The sequence below is a fragment of the Acetobacter sacchari genome (genome assembly GCF_017377715.1).
Classification (GTDB): domain Bacteria; phylum Pseudomonadota; class Alphaproteobacteria; order Acetobacterales; family Acetobacteraceae; genus Acetobacter; species Acetobacter sacchari.
The window spans coordinates 1-19,875 of record NZ_JAFVMF010000033.1; the positions used below are offsets into that span (position 1 = coordinate 1).

General features: G+C 53.5%; 15 protein-coding genes. 12 read left to right on the plus strand and 3 right to left on the minus strand.

Features of this window, described 5'->3' with window-relative positions; translation table 11 throughout:
• The first annotated feature begins 2,625 nt into the window (after window positions 1–2,625).
• The 6 genes from J2D73_RS21320 (at window position 2,626) to J2D73_RS21460 (ending at window position 9,153) form a co-directional block, all read left to right on the plus strand.
• Window positions 2,626–2,781: a hypothetical protein gene (locus J2D73_RS21320; protein ID WP_369334010.1), complete on the plus strand. Its 156-nt coding sequence runs from the start codon at window positions 2,626–2,628 to the stop codon at window positions 2,779–2,781.
• A gap of 5 nt (window positions 2,782–2,786) precedes the next feature.
• Window positions 2,787–3,818 (plus strand): efflux RND transporter periplasmic adaptor subunit, encoded by a 1,032-nt coding sequence (locus tag J2D73_RS18940; RefSeq protein ID WP_207883885.1) that lies wholly within the window; start codon window positions 2,787–2,789, stop codon window positions 3,816–3,818.
• 74 nt (window positions 3,819–3,892) lie between these two features.
• Window positions 3,893–5,995 carry an FUSC family protein gene (locus tag J2D73_RS18945; protein ID WP_207883886.1) on the plus strand — a complete coding sequence of 701 codons (2,103 nt, stop codon included), beginning with the start codon at window positions 3,893–3,895 and terminating at the stop codon, window positions 5,993–5,995.
• A 171-nt stretch (window positions 5,996–6,166) separates the two neighbouring features.
• Entirely contained in the window at window positions 6,167–7,576 is a 1,410-nt protein-coding gene (locus J2D73_RS18950) for a TolC family protein (protein WP_207883887.1), read from the plus strand.
• Window positions 7,576–8,019 carry a MarR family winged helix-turn-helix transcriptional regulator gene (locus J2D73_RS18955; RefSeq protein WP_207883888.1) on the plus strand — a complete coding sequence of 148 codons (444 nt, stop codon included), beginning with the start codon at window positions 7,576–7,578 and terminating at the stop codon, window positions 8,017–8,019. Before J2D73_RS18950 ends, J2D73_RS18955 begins: the two co-directional genes overlap by 1 nt.
• 861 nt (window positions 8,020–8,880) lie before the next feature.
• Window positions 8,881–9,153: a hypothetical protein gene (locus J2D73_RS21460; RefSeq protein WP_408736863.1), complete on the plus strand. Its 273-nt coding sequence runs from the start codon at window positions 8,881–8,883 to the stop codon at window positions 9,151–9,153.
• On the opposite strand, the gene J2D73_RS21465 is transcribed toward J2D73_RS21460, so the two are convergent.
• Both J2D73_RS21465 and J2D73_RS21470 read right to left on the minus strand, forming a co-directional pair.
• On the minus strand, window positions 9,050–9,277 hold the full coding sequence (locus J2D73_RS21465) for a hypothetical protein (protein ID WP_408736860.1): 228 nt from the start codon (window positions 9,275–9,277) through the stop codon (window positions 9,050–9,052). The two genes, J2D73_RS21460 and J2D73_RS21465, sit on opposite strands and share 104 nt — an antisense overlap.
• Window positions 9,278–9,491: 214 nt before the next feature.
• Window positions 9,492–9,614 (minus strand): hypothetical protein, encoded by a 123-nt coding sequence (locus tag J2D73_RS21470; RefSeq protein ID WP_408736861.1) that lies wholly within the window; start codon window positions 9,612–9,614, stop codon window positions 9,492–9,494.
• Between the two features lie 562 nt (window positions 9,615–10,176).
• Between J2D73_RS21470 and J2D73_RS18965 the strand changes: the two genes are divergently transcribed.
• The 6 genes from J2D73_RS18965 to J2D73_RS18990 all read left to right on the plus strand — a co-directional run bounded on the left by J2D73_RS18965 (window position 10,177) and on the right by J2D73_RS18990 (window position 18,308).
• Window positions 10,177–10,698, plus strand: coding sequence for a sigma-70 family RNA polymerase sigma factor (locus tag J2D73_RS18965; protein WP_207883889.1), 522 nt, complete (start codon window positions 10,177–10,179; stop codon window positions 10,696–10,698).
• A gap of 14 nt (window positions 10,699–10,712) precedes the next feature.
• Window positions 10,713–11,546, plus strand: a complete 834-nt coding sequence (locus J2D73_RS18970) for a FecR domain-containing protein (protein WP_207883890.1) — start codon at window positions 10,713–10,715, stop codon at window positions 11,544–11,546.
• A 359-nt stretch (window positions 11,547–11,905) separates the two neighbouring features.
• The gene (locus tag J2D73_RS18975) at window positions 11,906–14,329 is read left to right on the plus strand and encodes a TonB-dependent receptor (protein ID WP_341535129.1); all 2,424 of its coding nucleotides are present in this window, start codon (window positions 11,906–11,908) and stop codon (window positions 14,327–14,329) included.
• A 197-nt stretch (window positions 14,330–14,526) separates the two neighbouring features.
• Entirely contained in the window at window positions 14,527–15,402 is an 876-nt protein-coding gene (locus J2D73_RS18980) for a formylglycine-generating enzyme family protein (protein WP_243430099.1), read from the plus strand.
• A 23-nt stretch (window positions 15,403–15,425) separates the two neighbouring features.
• Window positions 15,426–16,823 carry an arylsulfatase gene (locus J2D73_RS18985; protein ID WP_243430100.1) on the plus strand — a complete coding sequence of 466 codons (1,398 nt, stop codon included), beginning with the start codon at window positions 15,426–15,428 and terminating at the stop codon, window positions 16,821–16,823.
• An 822-nt stretch (window positions 16,824–17,645) separates the two neighbouring features.
• Entirely contained in the window at window positions 17,646–18,308 is a 663-nt protein-coding gene (locus J2D73_RS18990) for an RBBP9/YdeN family alpha/beta hydrolase (RefSeq protein ID WP_207883893.1), read from the plus strand.
• Between the two features lie 693 nt (window positions 18,309–19,001).
• On the opposite strand, the gene J2D73_RS18995 is transcribed toward J2D73_RS18990, so the two are convergent.
• Window positions 19,002–19,853: an aliphatic sulfonate ABC transporter substrate-binding protein gene (locus J2D73_RS18995; protein ID WP_341535130.1), complete on the minus strand. Its 852-nt coding sequence runs from the start codon at window positions 19,851–19,853 to the stop codon at window positions 19,002–19,004.
• Between the last annotated feature and the right edge of the window lie 22 nt (window positions 19,854–19,875).

The following is a 19,875-nucleotide window of genomic DNA, read 5'->3' on the forward strand; positions in this document are numbered from 1 at the left end:
GCGCCAATCTCATGCGCAGAAATGCTCACCCGTGATTTTCCAAACAGGCTCTGAGAACCTGCGTGTCTTCAGCGACCATTCGCGGAAATCCAAACACGGAACATTCAACGAAAATGCCGCATTGCTTCTGGCTGCCCCTGTTAACTGTAAACTCACTGCGCGTTGGCCACTCCGCTCAGGGGCCTAGTGTCACTTCTACGACCATTCATACCTCCGGAGCGGCGAAACTGTCTCTTTATTAAGGCGTTCGCACCTTCTACAGTCTCCCAACGTACAAACACAACCAGCACTTGTGCTTTGCTTCTGGCGTTCTGGCGCGGTCAATTCACCTCCACAGCCCATCAAGAAGCTCCAGCTTGCTCCACCATTCGAATCGTAGGAGCTACCACGGAATCCTTCGCGCACAGAAGAACCTAGGCGCAAAATGCCTGGAGTCCCCACCGGCAGCGCGAGAGCTCTCGTCGGCGCCAACAACCACACGCTCAAAAATTACGTAATCCACTAATACCGCCCCTGGCTGTCGTCTGACTCGCAAAAATAGCCCCCCCTTTTTTTTCGGACGAGTTGGCTCCCTCACCCTTTCCGCGCGATCTATATAAACAAGCCACCATCAATCCTAAGGACGATTCAGCGCATCCTTTGAGCGATTAAGACGATTTAATTCATAATGACACGTTAATACGTATTGGACCAATTATAAATAACACTCGACAATGAGCACGTAATCCCTGCCGAGTGAGAGACGTTGAAAGAAATTATCATGGAAATGACCGACGCTCACCGTCCGTACGCCAACCACAAATTGACACAGAATTCGCGCCATGAAGACCGCACGTTTCGTTGTTGGCGCAGGCGGTTCAACCTTGGTCAATCCAGTCCAAGAATCTCTGATAGACAACAAGTAATCCATGGTTGACGCCGAGATGCCTGACGACACTGAATCAGCAATTGATCGCAAGCTCAAACCGCGCGATGAACTGCCGATGGACAACGTTCATTGGTTGCGGCGCGCGCGCGCTCGCCACTTCTCCCAATATTTCACGATAAGAAACAAGAAATACATAAAATATTTATCAAACCATGAAATATTTTTTTATACAGCGTCATTATATAATGATAGATTTATTCTTCGAAACTCGAATGGCCGCAAAAAAATAACATTCAGCAAGAAAATAAGTTTTTAACCCTTCACAGATCCCCGCTTGATCACAAATATAACAAAGCAAAACAGGCTGCCTTTCATTATTTCGAAAAAATCATGGAAAACCAGAACATAATTTCATTTTCAGCTCAGAAAATAACCACGATATCAAATAATTTCATCAGGTATGTTGAAAATTGTTAAGAATCATGGGCACGACCGCCGCAACGAGATCGCAAAACATATCTAATTGTTTTGTAATTAAGTTCACGTTAGCAGCGTGAAAAAGGGATCGCGATCACCATGTAGCGGGCAATGTGTCGATAAATATACGCTTCGGTAGAATTCTTTCAAAAACACACACGAGAACGGACTAGGTGTAAAGCATATGCAGCTTAATCATATAGCAGACGAGAATCTTGATCCAAAACACTTAATCGCCAAACATGGAGCGGCTGTTTTTGCTGTAATCGGCGATCAATATTCGTGGCATCTTCACCGCGGAAATCGAAATAAATCCGAAGAAATTGCCAAAATATATAATATTATACACGAACTTCAATCCAAAAACCAGAAAACACGTTGATTACAAAGCCATCTATGCTGCGGAATTATTCACGGTTACGAAAATCAACAACATAAAAGAACGATATTGAAGCTGAAAGTTTTATTTGGATTGGGCAGCCAAATAAAATCCCTTTCTAGCTAAAAATCTCGAAATGCTCATTTCTGAGCCGAACGTGATTCGGGCTCATCTGGACAAAAAGAAAGGAGGGCCAATCACCATCCAGTCGACGTCTGATACTCCGTATAGCGACACTCTAAAATCTAAGAATTCCGTCACATGCATCCGGAACATCCGCCGATAGCCTGCTACGATTCCGAGAAACTCAGGAATATTACGTGACGGTCCGACTCGCAATGAGTGCACCCAGGTAAAAAAGATAATTTCCCGGGCTCCTAATGACACTGCTGAGTATATACGCCTATTTTTCTAAACCACTTCATATCGTTATCGGGTAGCAATCTACCTGCTCGAGCCAAGGTGTGGAGAATGTCCTCACGCAGCGACGTCGCCGGCAATGAAGCAGAACAATTGAACATATTACCGCAATATTTTTGGATCTATTGCAAAATTACTTATCAATACACCTAGAAAAATCTGGGTGTTTTCACTGAAACTGGTCGCATATTTTTTAAAAATTTTGAAAAAATTTGAGATCAACATGACTTTTTTGTAAGACCGGCAAAATACACACCATTTCGTGCAAAAGATTAGTTGACATACAAACATACTCATAATACCGGTAACCTAACTTTTCGCCGCCTGGCATCTGAGGCGGACAGTGGATGAATCCATCGTGATAAAAAACTCACAGTCTAATAAAGTAGCATTTTTATATTTCTTACCCACTGTCATCACCGTAACTGGATGCTCGCGCGCTCCGCTGCAGGATGTGATGGGATCTTTTTTCCCATCATGGATGCTGTGCTGTACATTAGGTGCCATCGCATCAGCCTTTCTTCGGTTATTACTTGGCTTTGCGGGTATTCAACAGACAGTGGCGTTTCCATTCCTCACTTATCTGGCGTTCACATTCGTCGTCACGTCACTCACCTGGCTTTTCGTTTTTGGTTGACCTCAATGAAACAAAAAAAACTTCCACTAAAAAACATTGGTGGCCTGACTATTCTTATTTGGTTACTTCTCGCCTGCGGCGCGCTTGGCGTTATTGTTTTGAATCGGCTACATCAGCGCCCACGTACCGAGGACGCTTATCTAGCCGCTAACATCATTCATTTTGCGCCCGAAGTCAGTGGGCGCATTGCGTCGCTTGCTGTACGAGACAACCAGCATGTGCGACGCGGACAGACGCTCTTCGTGATTGATTCTGAACCTTATAATTACCGTCTTCAGAAAGCGCAGGCGCAGGTGGACAGCCTTCAGAGCCAAATTGACGAGCAGATCAGTCAAGTGAATTCACAGATTTTTCATGCCGACGCCGAGAATAGCAGTGTCAGCAGCGCCAACGCGCGCTTGACCCAGGCACAGGCCACTCAAGCACGCCTTGAGCCATTGATGCGGCAGGGCTTTGTCACGCGCGAGGCTTTTGATCAGGCGCGTACGGATACCTACACGGCGGTAGCCGATTTGCAGCGCGCGCAGCAATCGGCTTTGTCCGCACGCCGGGCAGTGCACAGTGTAGCGCCTCTACGCGCGGATCTTGCCGCCGCGCAAGCTGTCCTACGACAGGCGCAGCGTGATATGCGCTTGACCACAGTAACAGCGCCTTGCGACGGGATCGTGACGGACATGACCACGGCCGCTGGCGAATACGCGTCGCCAGGCAGTCCAGTTTTTACGTTGATTGACGATGAAAGCTGGTGGGTTATAGCTAACTTCCGCGAAACGCAGCTTTCCGTTCTGAAGCCTGGTCAGGCCGTGAAGGTATACGTCATGGCGAAGCCGGACACACCGATCCATGGTATAATTGATAGTCTGAACGCAGGCGTCGTTCCCGATGAAGGAATGAGTTCCAGCGGACTCCCGAAAGTACCCCGGACGTTGAACTGGGTAAGAATTGCGCAACGCTTTCCCGTTCGCATCTTGCTACGTGATCCACCAAAAGATCTTATGCGGATCGGCGCGACAGTAGTCGTCGCCATTTCAGAATGACACTACCTCCCGCACCAAGTTACGACGCCGCACCTGATTTGAGCAGCGGTGATTCGTCCTGGAGAGCATGGTCATTGCTGCAAGAGATGGCGCCTAGACCCGGGCGCCTGCGCAATACCTTGCTGCTTTTGTCTCAGGTCTTTGTCACAATCATCGTCGGCGAGACGTTTCGTCTTCCTCAATTGTCTCTATTCGTTATCTTAGCCTTTCTTTTATCGGCAAACGATGCGGTCTCGAACGCAAGTTCGTCTATTGTCACCGGACTAACTATGACTGCCGCAACGGGGCTAACAATCGTCATCCTGATGTTCAGCCTGTCCGAACCGGCAATCAGGCTACCTTGCATGATGCTTCTCACGTTGGCAGCGGGCTTCCTATCACAAGCCGCTACAATGGGGCCGCTTTGCAATCTTCTGCTGTTCTGGATTGTCTATATGGCAATGAATGCGGACCTTGCGGAATCCGCCGGGTATGGTGTTCCCGCTTTTGTTGGGAATACGACGGACAGTATCATCCCGAGTGCGGCTTTCATACCTCCAGAAGAGGCCATGCTTCAAAATTTGCTCTGGACAGTTTTTCTTTTCCTGCTCGCCATCGCTCTGCTGGCTATCGTCAACAAGCTTGCCGGCCATGACCCACTGGCATCATTGCGGTCCTGTCTAGCGGCACGGATGAACGCCGTTGCCGATATTTGCCTGAGCGACGAAAATCGGTGGAACGAAAACACGGATGTTCTAAAACGATTTGCACGATCGGGAGTCGCAGAACTGCGGGCCGCAAACGATCTTGCCTCCCGTCTGCACCCCGAATTGCTCGGCCATCAGACAGGTCCCGCCTTGATCAGAACAGTGGGGCTTCTCGTCATGACAATGGCGGCATGGCGGCGCTATAACGGGAGCCACGACGAGCCTTTCCTCCAGGCCGCCGCACAGTTAGCTCGCTGTTGCGCTAATGCGATCATGCATCGAAGCACCCAACTTGAATCCCTTGCTGCATGCGATAACAATCTTAACGTTTTAGCCAATCGGTTTCGCGATGACCCACTACGGTATCCGTTGGCCATAGAGCTGGCGCGCAATCTGACCATTTCTCGTGCACTCCTACTGGATCCGGAGCCAGCTACTCACGGCTTTGCCGCCGATGTCCGGGCCGCGGCGCATTCTTATTTCAAACCCGACGCGTTTACTAATCCAGCTTACCCACATGCAGCAGTCCGTATCGTGTTGTCAGTCGCCATCTGCTACGCCATTACGCGTGTCACTTCATGGCAGGGTATCCACACCTGCGTTGGAACATGCTTTATTGTGTCGTTGAGTACAGTAGGCGACAGCGCGCACAAAATGGCCCTGCGTGTAGGGGGCGCTCTGATCGGGGCAGCCTGTGGTATCGGCACCATTTTGTGGCTGATGCCATATATGACAGACCTCACAGATCTTCTTCTGGCGATAATCCCGGTCACCTTGCTCGCCGGATGGATCAAATGCGGCAGCCCCCGCATCTCCTACGCCGGGGTGCAGGTTTCCATGGCGTACTTCATGACGATCCTGCACAACTATGGTCCCACTCTGGATATGGAAAGCGGCCGTGACCGCGTTGTGGGAATTTTGATCGGAAATGTCGTCGTTTATGCTGTTTCCGTGACGCTCTGGCCCGTTAGTGTCGGGCCTCTCGTACGCAGACATCTCGTCAACGCAATACGCTCTCTGGCCGATTTGATGGGCAGTCAGCGTGCGTCGACGGACCCACAAGTGGATCTGGATCAACGAGTAGCCTACGAGAAATTTGACAAAGCGATCACTACATTGCGCGGTGCAGCCCTAAATGCGCATTTTGAGGCGGGACTCAACAGCCAAAGCACGATTAATTCAGATATAGTAATTAAGGTACAAAACGCTTCCATATCGATCGTGGCTTTGAATGATATCGGGTTGTCCGCCAACGCTGCCGCCACTGACCATGTGGAGCGGATAAAGTGTTGGCTTGTCGCTTTATCCGACTGGATTACCAGCAGCCCGAGCGAGGGGGAGTTTTTTGAAACCCCTCCTGCTCCTCCTGTTCTGCCCAAAGACGCGGGGCGAGAGGTATGGTTCAACATACTCGATACGCATCTGCGCCAAATTCGCGGAGACCTGGTTCACGCGACGAAAAGCAGTCTCCCGTCCGTAGCCGAACGCTAGCGCCCGTCTCCATCCCGATGACCCAGACCTGAAATATTGACTATGAATAAATACATATTTTTATTCTGCGCGGCTAACCTGGCTGTTTTAAGCGCCTGTAACGACACGCGAGATCTCGCTCCCGAGCGCGCCGATCGACCGTGGCGGCCCGTCGCGTCTACGGGGCTAATCATGCCCCCGGACTTAAAGCGTTTCAACAGCCCACAGGGTGCTGAGGGAATTGTAGAAATTACCAAACCGGATGAAAATATTTACGCGGATCGCCTCGCGCTTTCCAGCTCAACGAATCTTGCGGAACTGATCGATATCGCAGAACGCCACAACCCCAAGACCCGCGTCGCCTGGGAAAACGCGCGTCAGGCGGCAATAGACGTCGGCATGTCACGTGCGTCGTTTCTACCGCAGATCACGCTTTCTGCGATGGGTGGCTATCAGCTTTCGGCGCTACCGTTACCAAAATACTTGTCGCCACGTGGCTATCTGACATCAGGCGGCGCTGCGTTTTATCCCAAACTTGAGCTCGATTATCTTCTGCTGGATTTTGGCCAGAGCCGGGCGCGTGTGGAAGAGGCGCAACAGAAAGCTCTCGCCGCGAATTTTGGATTCACAGCCATGCATCAGCAGCTGATTCTCGACGTTATCCAAGCTTATTACAGTCACGAAGCAGCGCAGACCATCGTGAAAACATCGCGCGCGGCGATCGAAAATTCCACACTCCTGCTGCAATCCGCTGAAGCTCTTCGCAATCACGGGGAAGCCACAGTCGTGGACGTCGCTATTGCCCGGCGAAACCTTGCCCAATCGCACTATGACTGCGACAAGGCGACGGATACGGAACATGTCACCCGGTATAGTCTACTGGCTGTGCTGGGGCTTCCTCCAACAACGGAACTGGATATCCACTCTCCGCCTAACCGTCTCCTCCCACAGCTACCATCGCAGAAATTAGACGACATGATTAACACGGCTCTTCGTGCCCGCCCTGACATTCTGGAGGACGTAGCGAAGCTCCGAGCCTCTCGCGCAGCGGTGAACAGTGCGCGAGCTGACCTTAGGCCGACCATCTCCTTGGCGGGCAGCGTATCGGCTTATCTCGGCGAAATGACCACTTCCGGACTCGGGCAGCCTGCAGCATCGTCCGCAATAGCTCGGCCTGAAGCCGGGGCGTTTCTTGAGTTTAGCTGGCCCATCTTCCAAGGAGGACTTCGAGCCAACTCGATCCACCTTGCCGAATCACGCCAAGCTCAAGCCGAGGCTACTTTGGCCACAGATAAGATCGCCGTTGAACGGAATGTTGCCGACAGTCAGGACGCCCTTGAGACCGCACTGGCGCAGGTTCGCTCTGCACAGGTTCTACGCGACGCGGCCCAGACGGCTTATGATAGCGCCTCCCAATCCTATACACACGGGATCGGGACGTTGACAGACGCGTCAACAGCAGTCACCGCTCTGTATCGAGCGCAGAGTGCGCTGGCTGTCAGCACCGCCGATGCGTTCGTAAAGGCGGCCAGTCTTGCGCACGCCACGGGCCAACTCTTCTCCGGACCACGGACTCCGGAGGAAACGGATGACACAGACTGATGCAAAACAGTGACGAGACGCTTTTATCACTCGGCCGAATGTTTGGTCAGACAGCTCGTCGCTGGCGTCAAATTCTGGACACACGCCTGCAACCTTATGGCCTGACGGACGCCACGTGGCAGCCTTTAGTTGAGTTGAAACGACAGGGAAGGCCGTTGAACCAGAAAGATATCGCCGCAGCTCTACTTCTCGATAAGTCATCAGTCGTCCGAACCTTGCGCAACTTGGAATCCCAAGGCCTCATCACTCGCGTCCCCGATGCGACAGATGGTCGAGCTTGGTGCGTCATTATCACTGACAGAGGGTTAGAACTGTGTGATACGGTTTTGCGCGTCGCTTCCAGCATCGAGAAAGAGGTATTTGAGATGCTCGGGCATCAGGGGCCGGCGGTCAAAGTGGTCGTTGGCGAGGTCCTTGATATCGTTATGAACATAAAAAACTGAAAACGTGAAATAGTATTGAATTTGTAGAAACGAGGTGGTCGGCGTTACTTGCTTTTCTGATGTAATTTTGAAGTGACTGTGTCAACCACCGCGTGCATAGCATATCTGCCAGATGTTCGCGACGTGGAATAATCGCTGATTGTCCTGCACCTAGCTCCAATGCACGGGCACACGAAATCTACCCCACATAAATGTTTCAGCTGATTATTGTGCATGATTCGTTTTTGGGCTTTTTGCGCGACTACGATTTACAGGCGATCCTCGTCTTTATGGCGCACAAGAAGAGCCCCAGCCAGGTTCGGGGCTGGGACTCTTGATGCGCTAGCATTTGCAAGTATCGTTGGTTGCGGGGGCAGGGTCGCTTTTCAAGTTGCGACGATTGCGCGGCGAGAATAAAGCGAGCCCACGTAATTGCTTTGAGAGATTTTTCGGCGTTTACTTGATCTTTCCCCAAGCATAGCGCCTCCCATGCAAAACCATGAACGTTGTGGCGACCTGACCCTGCCGGCTTAGGTCGGATCGTATCCGCCAACCCTTGACACTTCCGCTTTCTGACGATCGCCAAAAGCGATTGACGGCGAAGTTGTCAAACGGGTCTTTACTGGGCGATGTTTGTCTCGTCCGTGACGCGAGCATAAGTAACGCCGATTGGCAGCTCAACGCCCCCTACCCAACGACAATGGCCTCGAAATCCTGCGCAGCAGGGCCTCCCTCGGCAGCTTGCCTTGGTTGGGATCTCTGTGGTCGCAGCTGCGTCCTCAGCTATGACATTATCTTCATCTGACCGCACAGGAATTGACGGAGGCTGATTTGTACAAATTTGGCGGCCAAGGGGACGTGGTCCATAGCGGCATATAACTATTGTTCAGCCTCGACTGGTATGATTTTGCCGATCGGCTCGAGATTGAGGCGGTTATTGAGCCAGCCTACCCGTTCGGGGGCATCAAACGACCGGCGGAGGCCGCGCTGACGGATCATCTCGACCTTGAACAAGCTGCTGATAGTCTTGGTCAGGGCCTTGTCGCAGCTGTCACTGACGCTTCCGGGCGAGGGGCGATCCCGACCTCGGCCAAACGCTTGGCATATCGTATGGGACATATCGGGAGCCGCAATCCGAATGGTGGGCGAGATTAACGGCTCCAAACAGATAGTGCGTATGAGTGGCCTGCTCAAGCGTATCGAGCGCACGCTCGCGCCTTGTCCGGCTGACGTGCCACCCGACGATACAGCGAGCAAAGACGTCGAGGACGAATGCCACGTAGACGAACCTAACCTAGATCACGACATAGGTGAAATCCAAGATCCAGCGCCGGTTCGGCGCGGAGCCGTGAACTGTCGGTTGACGCGGCCAATCGGATAGGGCTCGTTCTTGCTGCGGATCATGTCCTGCGGGCCGCAGGGCAAGCATTGACCTCGCGATCGCAACATCTGGCTACTGCAACATTTCCCCGACGAAGCTGATGCCAGACTTTCTACACACCGTAGACGCCGAAATGCTCGATGGCGGTCTGCAGGATTTCTGACTTCGGGGCATAGCCGCGCTTGCTCCGGACAGAACAGCGATCTTGGTTCACGTCATTTGCGAGTCCGCTCATAGCAGGTTCACTGGACGATCTGCAGCACCTTGCAGATCGGCTAGCCCCCGTGCTCACCCTCATGTTCCAGAACCAGCCGCACCGCTCGGGCACGTACCGTAGGGGAAAACCTCTTCACAGATTTGCTCATCAGACCTTACTTCTCAAGAGAATAAGGCCTCGACCAATCCCGGTAAGGTTCAGCCCGGCAGAGATGAGCACAGACGAAAAGCGACCCCAAGGTCAGCTCCGGGCGCCACTACGAGTGGAACTGCATGGTCCGCCGTGGTTTCATCCAAATTCCACCTTACGAACTCGGGCCTATAAGGTGAACTTCATGTCGTTTCTGCCAGGAAATACCGTCGAGTATAAGGGGTGGCGAACGCGCGTCTGCGCATCTCACCGACGACGTTCCTAAGATTATAATAAACACACGTTTACCATTATATTAATATACTGTATAATATTATCGTATGATAAAAATTAAACTATCACATTGAGTGTATTAATGTTTGAGGCCAACTGCCTACATACAGGGTGTGTGCGCGTATGCGCGTCGCCGCTGGCCTGACGGTTATCCATTATGCCTGAAGGCACTTTCCGGAGCGTAGAAGGGTCACGCGAACTGGCGGCCCTTTTCAGACAAAATTTCCCGTGGCTCGCACGGTACCTCGGGCGCAAGCTCGGAAGCGCCGAACGTGGCGAAGATGCCGCGTCGGAGGTCTTTGCGCGGGTCGCGCGCAGCCGGAACGTGGACACTCTGCTGTCTCCACGAGCCTACCTTCTTGTTGTCGCGAGGCGCCTGATCGGGGAACTTCGAGGTCGGGGGATGCTGGAACAAACCTATCTCGAGGCTCTATCCCACGTAACCGAAACGTCCAGCGCTTCTCCAGAGGCGGTCGTCAGTCATCTTCAGGAAGTCCGGGTGATCGACGCCGCGCTTGCTACACTGGCGCCCCGAGCGAGACTGGCCTTCGTCATGCATCGCGTCGACGGAAAAACACATGCAGAAATCGCAGAACATCTTGGGGTTTCGATCAGCATGGTCCGAAAGTATATTGCCACATCAGAACAAAAATGCCGTGCAAATTTGAGCGACGCATAGAAGGACTGCCCCCAATGCCCGACAATATACCGTCCCCAGACGCTCTAGATCGCACATTAGCCGAAATGCGGCGACAACTGGGCGCGGCCAAAGTCGGAAAAGCCTACGAGCGGCGTATCAACCGTCGCAGCTTTCTGATGAGGACGGCGACAGCAGCCACGCTCGCAGGCGGCGGAGTATATGTCGCCAGAGACAATGACATCGACTTGCCGGGCATGGGGGCAGACGTTCATACGGCGACCGCGCAAATCAGTCGGATTGAGCTCGCCGCGTCGTCACGGATTACCCTGGCGCCGAGAACGGCTGTCGACATCCGTCACGAGCAAGGCGTCTCTCTTGTCCGCCTCAGGCATGGGACCGTTCTGTTCGAACCGGGCGAATCACGACTATCCGCTGCTATTCGTGTGGAAACACGAATGGGCGCGGTCGAGACGATTTCAGCGCCTTTTCAGGCGAGCGCGTCGTCTCACTCGCTCGCTGTTTCAGCTGCGGACACTCCGGTCGCGGTACACGGTCAGAAGGGGCAATTGGTGCCTGTCCCAGCGGGTTGCACGGTCGCAATGTCACCGTCGGGCATGCTCAGGACTACGTCGCTGTGGGACGATGTGAGAGCGTGGACCAGAGGGGACCTTGTCGTCGAAAGCGGCACGCTTCGCGATATTGTAGTTGGCCTGCGTCCCTACTGGGATGGACACATCGTGATGTCGCCGAGGGCGGCGGACATACCCGCAGCAGGTGTGTTTTCGCTTCTGCAGGTCGACCGCACCCTAGGACAGCTCGGCGCCGACTTCCCAATCCAGATCAGTCACCTGCCGTTCAGGACCGTTCTCCTCACAGCGATATCATGATCGCATAAACACGATATAAATTAGTATAATTATTTTTTTCTCTTTTTGGTGTCAGTTTTTTTATCTCACCACTCTCTATGGTTGAAACAACCTGAACGTGACCGAGAGTGCGGAAAGATATGACAAAAATCAGGCGATGGAATCGGGTCGTCGCATCGCTGATGATAGCAGGGGTAGCCGGGCGGCACGCGCTGGCGGAAACACCGAGAGCTTATCATTTTGCTTTGCCTTCGGCGCCTCTAGCCGAAACACTGATCCGCATTTCGGCGCAGAGTCACTCGCATATAGGCTTCTCGCCAGCGCTCACAGCGGGCCTTAAGGCCGGTCCGATCCGAGGATTCCTGACCCCATTGCAGGCGGTGAACGCAGCACTGGCGGGAACGAATCTCTCGCCCAGAACACAAGCCGACGGAAGTCTGGCAATCGGGCGGGAGGCTACGACTGCCAAAACCGCGCCCAACCCAGGCCCCGAGCCAGCGGCGCCACAATCTTCCGCAGCCGTGCGCAAGGCCGAGAACGTCGAGCACATAGAGGCCCGCGGAATGCGCTCCACACGCATTCACCTGCAGAACAAGCCTGTCGCCTCTACAACAGTCGACAAGCAGCAGATTGAGCTTAACCAGATCACGAACCTGCAGGAAGCTGTACGGCTTCAGCCAAGTGTACAATTTCAGTCGGCGAACCTGCGTAATACAACCATTAACATCAGGGGCCTCGGAGCCGCTTCGACGGGCACAGATGGCCTCGAAAACGGCGCGGCCGTCTACATCGACGGCATATATCAGGCGCGGCCGGGTACCGCGCTTTTTGACATTCCGGAGCTGGAAAGCGTGACCGTTCTTAAGGGACCGCAAGGCACGCTGGGCGGCATCGATACGACGTCGGGAGCAATCCAGATCGAAACGCGGCTCCCCTCATTTCGACGCAGAGCGGAGCTGGAAGCGCAGGCGGGAAATTACGGCGAATATATGATCAAGGCCGATTATTCCCAGGCTTTAGGACACTCTGAAAAAGCCGCGTTCAGCGTGGACTATTTCCAGTCTGCTCTCGGTGGGTACGTTAAAAACATTTACACTAACAACACAATTTATGGGTATCTGGACCGTGGCGTGAGAGGGCAGCTTCTTCTTCGTCCCGACGATGACGGCAATCTCCAAATCCGTATCGTTGGCGGATATAACCATAACTCCAACAGTATGGGTGTAGGACTCTACAACGGCACAGTCACCCGCTACGGCAACGGAAACCCGATCTCCAGCACCTATATTCAGGCGGCTCAGCGCGTAGGTTACAAGATTCCCGCGGCTAACCCTTATGGGTTGGGGACCGATATCAACAGTCAGCAAATGATCCGGTCAGAGGACGCGAACCTGAGCATGCACGCTGACTACAATTTGCACGGCTATACCTTGTCATCCATCTCTGCCGGATCGATATGGAATTTCTATCCAAGCCTGGATTCGGATTCGACGGGTATAGACATTTACGCAGCCAATCAGGCCCAAAATTACCAACGGCAATTCACGCAAGAATTTCGAATCACGTCGCCATCTCATCGCCGGTTCGAGTATAGCGGGGGCCTGTTCTATTTGTGGCAGGAAGTCAAAGACCATTCGCGCAAAACATATGGTTCGCAGTACGCGGCCTACAGCGCGTCTGCGTCAGCAACTCCCGAATCCATCGCCCTGACGGACAGGGCACTGAACGGGCTAAGCGTCCTCTCCAATGAAAAGCCAACTACGAACGCGTACTCCGCTTACGCCAACGCGACATGGCACGCGTTGCCTCGCCTGGATATAACGGGAGGCTTTCGGTACACATATGAGACAAAAAACGGAAGTTTCCTCCAGTATCTGAATGGCGGAGGAAATGTCACGGGTCTGAATGCCTCGCAAAAAGCAACGGTGCTACAACAGCGCGCCGCACAGCTTGCTACCGACCCGTATCAGGCATTGAAGCACGACAATGGGTTGGTCTCTGGCCAGATGACGGTCAGTTATCACGTCACTCCCACCCAATTGGTCTATGGCACTTATTCGAGGGGAGAAAAATCCGGAGGCGTGCTCCTGATCGGGCTTGCATCCAATGTTCCCGCGACTGTCAAATCGGAATATCTGGACAACTATGAGATTGGATATAAGAGCACGTTCCTGAAAGGAAAAATCACTTTCAATGCAGATGCGTTTTGGATGGTGGATCACAATTACCAGACGTCGATAGTGCAGTATAACAACGCAGGTCTCGCGCTGACATACCTCGCCAACGCCAAATCTGCTATTACGCGAGGTTTCGAAGCAGACCTGCGCTACAACCCGACTTCGAATCTCTCCATGTTCGCATCCGCCACCTACGACGACGCATATTATAATTCATTCGCAAGCGCTCCCTGCGCGATAGAGAACTCGTATAATAAATCTTGTAATTTTACCGGATCTCGCCTGGCCCTCGTTCCAAAATGGGTCGGAGTTCTTGGTTTTGATTATCAGCATGCTGTCGGACATGTCGGAGGCGTCAACCTCATGGCTTACGGCGGCGCGACATACACAATGCAATCCTCGTTCTTCGCCGCCACCAATGATTCAATCTACAGCCGGATTAATGGTTACGCACTGTTGAATCTGACCTTCGGACTTCGTAGCGAAGACCGAAAATGGGACGTTTCCGGCTGGATTCATAACGCCACGGATAAAAAATACTTCACACTACTGGCTGGAAGTTCACCCCTTACAGCTCAGGTGGGTATGCCACTCGCATTTGGTGGCACTGTCCGCCTGCGTTTGTGAAAGCGCCATTGTTCATGTCTGAAAGTCAAATAGAGAAACCGGTGAAGCCGTGCTGCTCCCCTACCCGGGACCATATTACGCCGACGTCGCCACCATCAGTTACTGGTAGGCCGATAGCCCGTCCCGATGGTGTCAACTGCGGTCGCTCTCCCCGGGAAGGAACGTCGCGCCGAGTTACGGCTTTCGATCCATCCAATATGGCCCTCATTCCGGGAGGCCTTTACGAGATCGGATACGAAGGCTCGCAGGCGCACATTGCGGACGGAGAGGGACCAGTCAGACAGATTGAGATAAACGCCTTCCTCATGGATCGCTTCTGCGTGACCAACCAGGACTTCGCTGTCTTCGTGGCCGCCACCGGCTACAAAACCGAAGCAGAGCGCCTTGGTTGGTCGTTTGTGTTTCACACCGACGTGCGGCCTTCCGCCCGTCGCGACGTATTGTCGGCAAGGTTGCCCGGCGCACCTTGGTGGCGCGCAGTTCGCGGCGCCTTCTGGAGACGACCAGAGGGAAGAGGATCGCACATCACCGGGCGGGAGCGACGCCCCGTCGTGCATGTCTCCTGGAACGATGCGCAGGCTTACGCAGTCTGGAAAGGAAAGCGCCTGCCCACAGAGAGTGAATGGGAGGCTGCCGCCCGGGGTGGATTGAGCGGCGCCATATATCCGTGGGGCGACGAATTGACGCCTAATGGACACCATCGAAGCAACACCTGGCAGGGAATTTTTCCGGATGCAGATGTAGCCGAGGATGGCTATGCGGGAACGGCTCCTGTGGATGCGTTTGAGCCTAACGGCTACGGGCTGTTCAACATGACCGGGAATGTGTGGGAGTGGTGTTCAGATTTCTGGAGCGCAAACTGGCATATGGCTGCAACCGATGCGACGCGAAAAAACCCGCAAGGGCCGAATGACGGGATCGATCACGTCATTCGCGGCGGTTCTTATCTATGCCACGCTTCCTACTGCAATCGCTACCGTGTCGCCGCAAGGACACGCACCGGGGCCGATAGCTCTTTATGCCATCTTGGCTTTCGCTGCGCTGCCGACGTTGCGAATGCGCACGAAATTTGATGAAAACAATGACTGGAAACTCAATGACGACGCTTACCCGACGCGCACTTTTATCCACCACCGCGCAAGCGACGATGGCGGCGGCGCTTCCATCCATTGCGCACGCCGGTCCTCAGCCGCGGCGACGTCCAAATATAATCTATATCATTGCTGATGATCTCGGCGTTTACGACCTCGGTTGCTATGGGCAAAAGAAAATCCGCACTCCCAATATCGACGCACTGGCCGCCAACGGCATGCTCTTCAACAGCGCTTACGGCGGCGCCCCGATTTGTTCCCCGTCGCGCTGCGCTCTTATGACGGGCAAGAACATGGGTCACTCCACAATTCGCGATAATTTTGCTCTACAGGGCGGAATTATCGGAAAACGCGGAAAAGAGTCTGTTAGACGCATTGGCCTTGCTCCCGGTGAGAAAACGGTGGCGACTGCTATGGCCGAAGCCGGATATGTGACCGGATTGGTCGGTAAATGGCATCTTGACGGATACGATCCCAACGCAATCCCCACACGACACGGCTTTCAGGAGTTTCATGGCTGGCTGACGCAAACGGAAACAACTCAGGGTTACTTTCCGACGCAGTGGTACTCCGGAGAGAAGCTGGGGAACATTCCAGAGAACGCTGACGGGAAACAAGCTGTCTATGAAACAGACATATGTACCGATCAGGCTTGTGATTTCATACGCAAGAATCAAAAATCGCCCTTCTTTCTGACCTTAGCTTACAACGCCCCGCACAGTCCGCATATCACCCCCACGACCGGATCCTACGCAGGACGCCCGTGGGGCGAGTATGAAAAAAATTATGCAGCAATGATTGAGTTTCTCGATGCCGGCGTCGGCGCCGTCGTGCAGACGGTTCGGGAGGCTGGTCTTGAAAAAGATACAGTGATTTTTGTGTCCTCCGACCACGGTCCTCGGTCGGAACCTACTGCGGAACAAACTGAAGTGGTGGAATTTTTTGATTCGCATGGATCTCTCCGGGGATACAAGCGCGACCTTTACGAAGGGGGAATTCGGGTGCCCCTGATAGTTTCATGGCCGGGGCACATTCGGGCCGGTTCCGTTAGCGATGAGCCCGTTTACCACCCTGATTTTCTGCCGACCGCAGTCGCACTTGCGGGCAACGGTCGCTTGTATCCGGATATGGATGGAGCGGATATCTCTCCAGTTCTTCTCGGTCGTGGAGGAATCGCATCCCGCTATCTCTATTGGGAAACATATGAACCATCTTTTTGGCAAGCGGCGCGACACGGGCGCTGGAAAGCCGTGAAACCTGTCGGGGGAGGAGAAATCCAGCTTTTCGATCTTCTTGAGGATTCCTCGGAAACCAGGGATGTGTCGGCGGAAAATTCGGCCATTGTTGAGAGTTTTGTACGTTGCTTTAAAGAGTGCCGTGTGGCGTCGCCAAATTATATCTAACAGTCAGGTTCTGAGACGCCAATGGGATGATGTAGCGTGGGTGACACCACATTACGCTCCATGATCTTCTCCGTTCGCGGGACAACCGAATGATAAGAGATTGTCACCACTTTTCGGATAGAACGCCAACCTATAGTCCGATCTGACGAAGGGCAGGTTTGCGGGCAACGTTACGCGGAAGCTGCATTCCGATGAGTTTAAGCCCCAGGTCGCGCTGGACGCGGCCCGGGGTGAGCTGGCGGCGACGGAATTGGCGTTGAAGCATGGCGCGAATTAGCCGATAATCGCCCACTGGAAGCGCCAGGCGGTTGCGGGTGTTGCGAGCCCTTTGTCTAGCAGGGCGACGCAGGAAACAAGAGGGGAAGCAATGGAGGACCACCTCTCATTTGAGACCAAACTACAGGGGGTTTGGAATGACGTTCTCAATACCGATGTTGACGTTGACAATATAGCGAATATATAATTCCTTCAAATTGAATTGTGGAAACTTTTGACTGCAACCAGAAATCGGAGCGTCAGAAATACTTTTTCCCACCAAATGCGCCAATTGACGTTACCGAATTAGGTATTATTACTTAAAATCCCCCTACCTCACCATGTATCTATCAATCGTATCTTATATTAGGAGCATCGCCAGAGCTTCGGCACACACGGTTCCCGTTTGTTTGTTCCTAATACCAACAATCTCTGCACACAGCATTTGCAATATTTGGCATTTGCATTAGTCACGTGTATCCGCAGGAATGCCGTGCGATTAGTCGGACAACCTTGGGGTTGAGCAAAAATAAATGCTCACACAACTGATGATGATGGAGACGAAAAATGCCGATAATCGGCTGCCAGCAGCGCACCGAACCGTTGCACAGCCTCCGAACGACAGAACGTCACGATGCCTTTCAGTTGTCACACTGGTTTCGTTGCATTGAGCCGTTTGACATCCTCATAGTTCCCGGCTTGCGCGGATCGAGCGAGGCTCATTGGCAATCGCGTTGGGATCGTCTTCTTCGATCATATGGCATTTCTGTCATGCGAGTGCGCCAGCCGAATTGGACGCATCCAGACTATAACGTCTGGAAAGAGAACTTTATTAAAGCGTATGATCGCTGCCGGCGACCAGTCCTGATTGTAGCGCACAGTCTGGGAGCAACTCTCACCGTGCGGGTCGCTACGGAGTGTAATCTCACGAATATCGGTGGAGCCCTCCTTGTAGCCGTCGCAGACGTCGAACAGCACGAGGGGCGCGACGCAGATCTTGTACGGACATTCGCGCCCCTACCCTCATCTGTCATGAACTTTCCAAGCTTCCTCCTCTTTAGCCGAAACGACCCGTGGCTCAAGGTTCGACGGGCGCGCCAACTTGCGCGAGCGTGGAATGCTTCACTGTTTGATTGCGGTCGACTAGGCCACATCGGAGAGGACACCCAACTGGGGGAATGGGCCGAGGGTCTATCCGCCCTGACAACACTTGCCACATATGCCGCGTAGGCGCGGTATTGATGAAGATAATTTATCTGTTTAACCCTTTGATTTGGGTGCATGGTATTTCCACGCGTCGGAATGAAACCAAGCGGAGTGGATACGCTGCGTCAATGCAGTAACCACGTGCACCGTGTAAGCGACATCATCTTCGTTAGCCGAAACGGTCAACGCTGACCGTGATACCCCCACGATATACGGTCTACATAAGGCGCTCTGCAATCGTCGGAAACGTTGAGGCACTGCGGGGGCCTTCGTACAGACGATGGACAATCTGGCTTCTAGAAAGGCAGTATCCCAGATCATCATGACTGATGCGCCACCTTTCAAGGCACGTCGCTCGACTTTGAGTCCACTGGAGGACACGGGGGTCGGTCGCCTGATCGGCCACACAAAAGGCAGGATGAATACGAATCCGCGTGCCATTATCGATCAGAACGGACGACCGCAAGTTTTCCTCAGGACAGGGCAACAGATCGGTAATTACACAGGCGCCGCCGACCTCTGGGACAGGCTTGCAACCCAACCAGTTCGAAAAGCAACACGACAAGACATTTTAATCTAAGCTAGGCTTTGCTCAGTTTTACGATCGGCCCAGAGTGATGCGGCCCGTGTAGGCGTCGCATTCACGTCGCGAACATTCCGTACACATACCACCCAATCACCTCCTGCAACAAACTATATTGAATAGCGAGGAGCGTCTCAAAGGGTGCCATTGAGCACCGTCGAGTCGAAAGCTTTCTTGATATCAAGATCTTTTTTGATCAGACCATAAGCAGAGAGTTTTTGATAGAGGTCAATCGTATCGTGGATGACTCGATCATCAATGGCGACCTCCTCCAGCCTGCTATCTTCGACGGCACGTCGGGCGACTGCATCTGGCATTCGCGACACTCTGGCCAGCGTCTTCCCATAAAGGTCACGATGGGCTCGCGCCCACGCCATCGCACGGGCGATGCGGTGCTGCAGGTCGATGATCGCGGCACGTTTCGTCTCCAGAGCGTTCCGGTGGGCGATACCAAACACATAGAAGGACAGAACTCCCTGCCCGTCGACCAGGATGCGGTCGTGATCGATTTCCTGACCCAGGGCGATATAGGGCTGCCAGGTCACCCACGCATCGACCTGTCCGGTGGCAAGCGCGAGCTGGGCCACGTTCTGCGTCGCATGAACGACATGCACGTCCCCCGGCGCAAGGCCGGCCTGCGCCAAATGACCATACAGCAGAGGCTCGCCCAGTCCGGCCGGGCTGAGGATTACTTGCCGCCCTTTCAGATCCTTGACGGTGGCGATTGCGGAGTCCGCTCGCACCAAAATGGCCGCCCCCTGGCCGCCGGTTAAATTTGCCCCAATCGCTACAATCGGCGCTCCAGCGGCATAGGCGAACAGAAAGGCTACGTCTCCTGCGCGGCAGAAGTCTATTGCTCCGGCGTTCTGCGCCTGAAGCAACGGTTGCGCCTGGGTGAATTCCTTCCATTCAATGCGGTAGTCCGTGGGGGAGCCCTCCCCCGCCGCGTCTAGCAAAGAACGAAGTGAACTGTTCTGGTCGCCCACCAACAGGATGGGCGATCCCGAC